General features: G+C 40.8%; 6 protein-coding genes and 1 pseudogene. 2 read left to right on the top strand and 5 right to left on the bottom strand.

What is annotated here, in order from left to right; genetic code table 11:
- Positions 1–101: 101 nt before the first annotated feature.
- On the bottom strand, positions 102–854 hold the full coding sequence (locus ACYTXL_RS29480) for a TonB-dependent receptor domain-containing protein (protein WP_461927736.1): 753 nt from the start codon (positions 852–854) through the stop codon (positions 102–104).
- Positions 855–925: 71 nt separating this feature from the next.
- Positions 926–1,267 carry a hypothetical protein gene (locus ACYTXL_RS29475; RefSeq protein ID WP_461927735.1) on the bottom strand — a complete coding sequence of 114 codons (342 nt, stop codon included), beginning with the start codon at positions 1,265–1,267 and terminating at the stop codon, positions 926–928.
- A gap of 162 nt (positions 1,268–1,429) precedes the next feature.
- Here ACYTXL_RS29475 and ACYTXL_RS29470 point away from each other — a divergent pair.
- A pseudogene (locus ACYTXL_RS29470) lies at positions 1,430–2,582 on the top strand (ISH3 family transposase).
- A 120-nt stretch (positions 2,583–2,702) separates the two neighbouring features.
- Here the strand turns inward: ACYTXL_RS29470 and ACYTXL_RS29465 are convergent.
- Positions 2,703–3,161, bottom strand: coding sequence for an AMIN domain-containing protein (locus tag ACYTXL_RS29465; RefSeq protein WP_461927734.1), 459 nt, complete (start codon positions 3,159–3,161; stop codon positions 2,703–2,705).
- A gap of 464 nt (positions 3,162–3,625) precedes the next feature.
- Entirely contained in the window at positions 3,626–4,093 is a 468-nt protein-coding gene (locus tag ACYTXL_RS29460; protein WP_300422767.1) for a Crp/Fnr family transcriptional regulator, read from the bottom strand.
- Positions 4,094–4,599: 506 nt separating this feature from the next.
- Between ACYTXL_RS29460 and ACYTXL_RS29455 the strand changes: the two genes are divergently transcribed.
- Entirely contained in the window at positions 4,600–5,238 is a 639-nt protein-coding gene (locus tag ACYTXL_RS29455; RefSeq protein WP_461927733.1) for a pentapeptide repeat-containing protein, read from the top strand.
- Positions 5,239–5,696: 458 nt separating this feature from the next.
- Here the strand turns inward: ACYTXL_RS29455 and recJ are convergent, their stop codons facing one another.
- Positions 5,697–8,138: a single-stranded-DNA-specific exonuclease RecJ gene (gene recJ / locus ACYTXL_RS29450; protein ID WP_461927732.1), complete on the bottom strand. Its 2,442-nt coding sequence runs from the start codon at positions 8,136–8,138 to the stop codon at positions 5,697–5,699.
- Between the last annotated feature and the right edge of the window lie 15 nt (positions 8,139–8,153).

Here is an 8,153-nt window from a genome sequence, read left to right as displayed (position 1 = left end):
AAAGCCTAAAAACCTTAGCTGAGGTTGCTGGAAATAGCTTAAATCCATATCGTCATTTTTTGAAAATTTAGTTTCGCACCGGGAACTAGTCTAAACTCCAGTTAACTCTGCTGCGATCGCAAATGAACGCTTGTGTTAGTCCCAAACCATCGGCTGAAACCCTTATTCTTCTGTAAACTTACAAAAGTTTTCGATCTACTGTCTTTGGCAGATGAGTTACTTGAATCAAAGCGACCACCTACCAAAAGTTTCAGGTTAGGTAGAATCTCGACCAAATCCTGTACATAAACTCCTATGTCATCTGCACCATGTTGCCCAGCAAGTCCAAGTTGAGAACTGAAGGAACCTGGTTGCGCTCCATACACTGGATTAAAAATATTAATTGGAGCGAGGAATGCACCGGCAAAATTAGTGCTTAATTCTCTTCTATATAGCTCTACTCCAATTAAAACATTGTGATGTATTGAGCCAGTGTCAAACTTGCCAAATAATTCATTCAGGAATGTATAGTTTTCACTTTGTTCTGGCCCTTTTAAGACAAGACGATTGATTGTGCCATTGGCATTCAGAGTTGGTGAATAGTAATATATGTAAGAGCCTAAATCTAGGTTAGCTAGAAGCGCGTTAAACCCTTGCTTAAAGCTCCAGTTGTCACTAAACTTATGTTCAAGGGTATAAGTAATCGAGGTTGAATCCAAGTGGCTGTTGTCTAAACTTGGTTCTGAGAGAGACCTGTTGATGGGGAGTTGTAATGATTGAGGTACAAGTGGGAGTCCACTATCAAAGGCGAAATTGGAGCGTTGATATTCGACTTGGGTAGAGAAAGTTGTCCTTTTGTCAATTCGCCAGGTCAAAGCAGGTGCGAGTAAGAAATTCTCATTGTTAATAAAATCACGGTAGCTACCTGAATTTTCATATGAAGCATTCAGCCGATAGAGAAGAGAGTCTGGTCTTGACGCACCACCTGCCGATCCTCGATCACCTGACGCGGAATCACCTGAACTGACAGAGGAATGTCGCGCAGTGGTATCGAAAACTTGGTTCCTGTGCTGGCGTTGGGTACTTTGTAACTATCTTCCGGTTCGCCCGTCACCAGCAGTTCAATCGGTTTTTGACCTTGATTTGTTGTTTGTTGTTGTGAGGAGGATGCAGTTGGTGTCAGGGGGAAAATCAGACCTTGGTTGCTGTCAAATAGCTCGACTTTTGGCACACTCGTACAACCCTTCACTGTCACCAAAATGCTATTAGCATTCTGATTCACTATCATCAGTAAACCAAAAAGTTTTCCTCAAAGAGCGATCGCTAATTGCAGCTACGTAAAGTACAGTGCTATAGGCTACCTATTATATAAGTAAAATTAATATTGCTATAAAAGGTTTCAAAAGATGAAATGATGAGAGTGGTGTGTAGTACATTGGCTTGAAGAAATTTGGCTGTTTCATTAAAAGAACTGGCAATAACCGACTCAGAAACCCTAGATGAGGTGATTGGATGTTTAATAGAAAATTTTTCTATTAAAACTCAAGGAGTATGTGACCAACAAACTTTATTTGAGATTCTTCTAAAAGCAGCAAGTAGTGGAGATAGCATTGAGAATACAGCTAAATTATTAAAAAATGTTCCCACAGCCAACGATGTTAGGTATCATCTAAAGAAAATTAATAATTTTGCGGAATTAGAGTCACAAATTAATCTTGCATTGAAAAGTCGAATTCCTTTAGGGTTAAAAAAAGGGTGTTTAAAAATAGCGATTGATTTAAATTTAATTTGTTATTATGGTAAGCCAACATTAGAGGAATTACCCTATATATATCGAAGTCAAGTAAAATCCGGCACTCATTCATTTTAGGCTTACGCAACTTTATATGTGATTACTAAGAATAAGCGTGTAACTCTTGCTGTTAGAGGGGTTCGTCGGCTAGATACTAGTGTTGCTATCATTACTTATTTATTAGCAGAGCTTGACTCTCTCAAAATTAATGTCAAAAAACTCTATTTAGACAGAGGGTTTTTTAATACTCCAGTAATTCGGTGGCTACAAGCATTAGATATGCCCTTTCTTATGCCTGCTATTAAGACGGGGAAGCAAGGAGGAATTAAACAATTTCTCAAAGGCAGGAAAAGTTATAAAACTAGTTATACAATCACTCTTTAGTAAAGATGATTCAGTAACTTTTAATTTAGGTATTATCTGTAAGTATCGTAAAGGAAAAGGAAAGAGTAATCAACGTAGAGTTCAATACTTTGTCTATGTTATATATAAAATTAACACTAATTTAGATTACATTTATCAAGATTATCGGAAAAGATTTGGAATTGAAACTAGCTATCGGCTCAAAAATATTTGTCGAATTAAAACTAATAATAAAAATCCTGCTTTCAGATTACTATTTGTTGGTATCTCCTTTCTTTTAGTGAATATTTGGGTGAATCTCCTTTGGCGCAGAATCAGTCATAAGAGGAAGGGCAGCCGATTAATTTATCGCACATTTTTCACAATCAAACAGATGTTAGCCTTTTTATCTCAAGCTCTACAGCGTAAATATCAAGTAGTTGAAGCTATTTATCTTCCGTCGGGTTAAGGTCAACAAATTACAAAGCAGATAAACATAAGTAATTATTATTACTGCTATGTCTGCTGATTAGAGTTTGGCGATTTAAAAGTATCAGAAGCTACAAAATATTTGGTAGTTGCTGTTTTTTCAAAAACTTTTTGGTTTACTGATCATTACCTCCGTGATTCCATCACGAGGATTATCAGCCCGGAAGGAATTGCCTGATGGTAAACGCAGTTGAGCATTAGGAATAACAGCGCTTAAGGTGTTCCCCTCATTCTTGATTGTGGTTTGCAGCTGATTAGATGTAGGAGTTTCTAAGATGACTTCTAGACCACTAGCAGTTGAGTTCAGGCGCACACCTGTCACTTGTTGTATGACTTGATTTTGTGGAACCTCTTGCGCCAGCAAGTCTTTGACGCTGGTTTGGGGACGTGGAATATCACTCAGTTGGGGAATATTTGTGATCGGTACTTCTGAATTTATTGCCTCTTTTTTCCATTGCACAGTGTTGACTTTTTCTACATCACCATAAGCAGGAAAATTCACAAAAACTGATACAACTGCTGTTAAGCACATCCAAATAGATAATTTCTGTTGTTCCACCCTACTTCCTTAACACCCTCAATGGCAAATTGCACCCACAACAAGTTTCTAAAAAGCTACGAAGAGGTTTTTAGAGGCGCGACTAAAGTCACGTCATAAAATATTTCAATAGTCTTGAAAATTGCACAAAAGCTTCAAACATTATGAGGACAGCATCTCTCATAAGTCAAATGAGAATCTGTCAAATCTAGCGTTATATTTGAAAAAACGTCAGCGACAGCAATAAATGAATCATTTGTCAATATTAAGGTTAAAAAATAGTCTGACTCAGTTGAAGTTTTTCTTCCCAAGTTGTACTCAATCGAGTTATATAATTTTATCTACAAAAAATTCCAATACCCTGCAATACCAATGCATTCCCTTGAAATGTTAATGCCTTATCCTGCATTAAAAACGCCACGATTTTACGCCAAACTGTACTTAGTACTGTTTTTCAACCTCCACAAGAACCAAACCGTTATTTCTCACTCCCTGCTAAAAACCCCCGGATTTGTCCGTGGGGGATTCGTTACATTCATATCGTCATTCAATCTGCGAATCAGACGGGATAACTCACGAATGATATTCACCGCAATTTCGGGAGTTTCTTCGATCGCATCATACAGTTGCTCTTGCGTCAATTCTAAAAATTCACAAGGTTCTAGAGTCGTTGCAGTGGCGGAACGAGGTTGAGTATCAAATACTGCCATCTCACCAAAGTATTTTCCCTGTTCCACCTCTGCAAGTTGTTTATTCCCAATGTGAACTTTAACTCGACCTGACACGACAATATAGAGCGATCGCCCTTCTTCTCCTTGTCGAAAGATGGTGTAATTAGCTGGAAATGACAATTCGTTCATTACTGAAGTCAGCCGCACAATAAAATCATCCCGCAATTCCTTAAAAATCGGGACTCGCCGGACAAATAATAAACGGTCAACACTGGTTAGCATAATTACAAGTTAAACATAAAACATTAATGTAAATTTTAAACCTCAATCCAGAGCGCGATTAGTTATATTAACCGATGTTGAACGCTAGCGGTCAAGAATATCTTAAATTTTACCGACCACTTAGCATCTCTTCAATAGGAGCAATGCCCTTCGGCGCAGGCTCAGGGTAAGACCTACGGTGGTCACTGAGCCTTGCCGTTCGCGCAGCGCGATGCCCTGAGCTTGTCAAAGGGTCGAAGTGTGGGCTGTGACGCTCCGCCCTTGGCATCTCCCCTTGGGAGAAGACTCGCTAACGCTACGCTATCGGTGACGCACCTGCTCGGAAAACTCAACATTCTTGATGGGTGCTATCCAAAAAGATTTTTTAATCACTTGAATTTATCAATTTGAATCAAAATAATATTTGCTCTTATGAATCAATTTATTTAAAGTAGAGAGTAAAGCACATTATTGATGGCTTCTATAAAAGCAAACCTACCACAGCGAATTATCATAGGAAGAAACTAATGAATCAATCAAATTCTAAAAAATTAACTCAGTGGATTGTCACAGCAGTATTTCTGGTACTTGTAGCAGGATTTTCTCTGCTTGACCAACCCAGCGTTAGAGCTCAAACATTAACACCATCCATACCTACCGAATCTGAACTAGCTCCAGAAATATCTCCAGATATATCACCAATGGAGTCTTTAGCAGCACCAGCAATATCTCCGGTTGTATCTCCAATAGTGTCTGTAGCAGAAAACGTGAGACATTTACTACAAACCAATGAATGTGTCGGTTGTAACCTGACTGGAGCAACGCTCAAGGACGCAAACCTGCAAGCGGCAAACTTGGAGGGTGCTAACTTACAAGATGCAGACTTAGAAAGGTCTAACTTACAGCAAACAAACTTACAAGGGGCTAACTTTCAAGGAGCAGATTTAGGCAAGGTCAACCTTTTGGGAGCAAACCTGTTAGGAGCAAACCTATTTGATGCAGACCTAGAGAAAGCCAACTTTATGGGAGCAAACCTGCAAGCGGCTAACCTACAGGGCGCAGACTTGGAAAAGACAAATCTCACAAATGCAAACATCCAGGGTGCTAACCTGATGGGCGTTGATTTGGAAGATGCGATCAGACCTGAAGGATTCGCTATTCAGTAATTAAACTGAAGTTCTCGGTACAAATTTAGTAAAAAACTTCAAACGCCTGATTCAGTAATGAATACAGGCTTTTTTTTATATTTGAAGGACTTATATGATGTCCGCTCGATCACTTATTAAACCCGGAGAATCTACATGAGACAAAACCCACCTCCGTGGGTTATAAAAGTTTGATTTTCTCTTAGGAATAAGAATTAAATAACATACAATTAATGTCTCTGGCTTACCTCACCCTCAATCCCTCTCCGATATATTGGACAGGGAAGCTAGATACAGGATGAACTTTTGCATTTTATTTAATCCACGTTCCTTAGTCCACAGAGGTGGACGAGAGCTTGTATAGCCGCGTTCGCGTCAGCGTGCCGGAGGCTCTATTCTATTCGCCCTGACTCTAAGTTGACACCACTGGCTTTTCGGCCCACCCCACAAGTAGTAGTAATTTATTTCTTGGAAATCCCCTATGTCTCATTGTTGTAGCTGGCGAGCGCCACAATAGTAGATAAAGGCACTTGGGCAAAATACTGTCGCTGAAATTGTTCTTCTCGGACAGCAGCTAAAAATCGTGCAACTGCTGCGTCGGCAAAGTTTTCTGCATTATCGCTTGGATGCCAGGTGATTTGCAAATAGCGGTCTTGTCGTTTGACTGTGAAACCTAAATCTTTTAAAGCTTTGATTCCTACAAGTAAGGTTTGGTCGCTGATGCCGATTTTTTCTAAAAGTTGGACGCGGGTAACTAGTTGATTTGTGCGACTGAGATATTTGGCAATTCCGACAAGAGTCAGCCAAATTTGATTGGGTGGTTGAGGGTTAGGTTTAGACCAAGCGATCGCTAATTGTTGCTGATTGTCAAGCCCAGATGTAGAGCGGCTTATCGTTAGACATCGCCGCAACCACGCGCGTAAATCATCCCAATTTGTGGGACAATCTTCAATCATCAGTGCTGAGTGCTGAGTGCTGTTAGCGGATAGCTGTTGTTTAGCCCGTGCTGAGTGTTCCTGATTCCGTAAGTCTAAGATGAGTGGTGTTAGCGGATAGCTGTTGTTTAGGCCGTTCTGAGTGGTGAGTGTTGAGTTAACATTAGGACGCACGCCAATTAATCTGATTTCATAACGTTTTTTGAAGCTGTTGTAGTCTAGTTCTGCTATGCAATCACACCTTCCTATGGGTAATTCATCTTTGTAGTGTCCCCACCATATACCAGGAAAAACACTTTTGCTGGAATCATCCCGAATGTCAAACTCGGTTTTAATATACTGTACCTTTTTCCCTTGCCAATCCTGCTGATTGCGATGCCAAGAATTTTCAAACCAGCAGTTTTGAATTAGCAATTTCGGAATAGGATTACCCATTCCACAAGGTTCTAGTAGTTTCAGTTCCAAAAATAACTCTTTACCTAAGTTTGCGACTGTTAGCGTCAAGTCTGCTTGCACCGTTGGCGTTAGAGTTGTACTACCTAAAGATTGCCGCAACTGCTGATTAATTGCGGCTGTAAATAAAGGAATGTTCTCGACCAACAAACTCAAACCTGCTGCAAAGGGATGTCCCCCAAAACGATGTAACAAATGTGCTTGGTCTTTCACCAGTTGGTATAAATCGACAGAATTCACCGAACGGGCGGAACCACGAGCGAGGGGAGGGGATAAGGAGGATGAGGGAGAAATTCCTTCTTCATCTCCCCCTGCTTCCCCTGCTCCTTCCGTACTCAACAAAATAGTCGGGCGACCTGTTTCTTGTGCTACCTGTCCGGCAACTAAGCCCAATACACCCGCAGGCCATTGGGCATCTTCTAGGACAATGACGCTGGTAGTTGATAAGTCTAATTGAGTAAGTTTTTGTGCTACTTGCGCTTGCACATCTTTTTGTAAAGATTTGCGGCGGGCGTTTGCGAGTTCTGTAACTTCGGCTAGTTCGTTACAACGTTTGGCATCCCGACTGGTTAATAATTCAACGCAAAAACTGGCATCACCTTGGATGCGGCTGACGGCGTTAATTCTTGGTCCTAAACCAAAGGAAATATCTGTGGGGCGATCGCCACTTTTCTGGCACAATTCTAATAATCGCCCTACCCCCGGACGCCGCCGCGCTGCTGCTGGCTGTTGAAAATCTGCTTGCAGTCGTTGAATTCCCAACTGCGCTAAATAGCGGCAATCTCCACTTAACTGCACTAAGTCGGCAATTAATCCTACTGCTACTAAATCTAATAAATCCTCTAACGGATGTTTTGCCACATTAGGCAGACTTTGATATAATGCTTCCACCAACTTATAAGCTACCGCTACCCCAGAAAGATGAAACAGCTGATGTTCCTTTGGCAAATAGCGGGGATTGATAATAGCTGCGACGGGTGGGCGTTCGGTGGGTAAGGTGTGATGGTCTGTAACTATTACATCTATGCCTAGTTGTTTGGCATAGATAATTTCCTCAATGTTTGTGCTACCTGTGTCACAAGTAACTATTAATTTACAACCTTGTTTTGCTAAGTTATCAATCCCTTGATTATTAAGTCCGTGGGATTCTTTCAGGCGATTGGGAATGTAGTAACTTAACTGAGTATTTTGTTTGAAAAATTGCCCTAATCCATCCCAAAGTACAGATGTGGCGGTAATCCCATCAGCATCAAAGTCTCCCCAGATGGCAATTTTTTCTCTGGCGTTATCTGCTTGTTGCAACCGGGCGATCGCAAGGTGCATTTCTTGCCCAAACTCAAAGGGACTTGCTGGTTTATAAGTTTTATGGTTAATAAAAGCTGTTAATTGTTGATCATCTTTAATTCCCCGTTGCCACAACAATTGCGCCGCATATATTCCACTTGATGCCGGTGTATGCTGTTTCACCGCTTCGATGAACCATTCCGGGGGTTGTTCGGTTGCTGCTATAGTCCACTGCTGTTGTTCTGGCATATAAAGTTAAGTTAG

Source organism: Nostoc sp. (assembly GCF_054880495.1).
Note: the sequence above shows the minus strand (reverse complement) of the source record. Positions and strands in the feature narration are given on the sequence as shown.

Bases quoted from the DNA above. Each gene is read 5' to 3' on its own strand.
- ACYTXL_RS29475 (WP_461927735.1), bottom strand. From the start codon at position 1,267: ATGATAGTGAATCAGAATGCTAATAGCATTTTGGTGACAGTGAAGGGT.
- ACYTXL_RS29460 (WP_300422767.1), bottom strand. From the start codon at position 4,093: ATGCTAACCAGTGTTGACCGTTTATTATTTGTCCGGCGAGTCCCGATT.
- ACYTXL_RS29455 (WP_461927733.1), top strand. From the start codon at position 4,600: ATGAATCAATCAAATTCTAAAAAATTAACTCAGTGGATTGTCACAGCA.
- recJ (WP_461927732.1), bottom strand. From the start codon at position 8,138: ATGCCAGAACAACAGCAGTGGACTATAGCAGCAACCGAACAACCCCCG.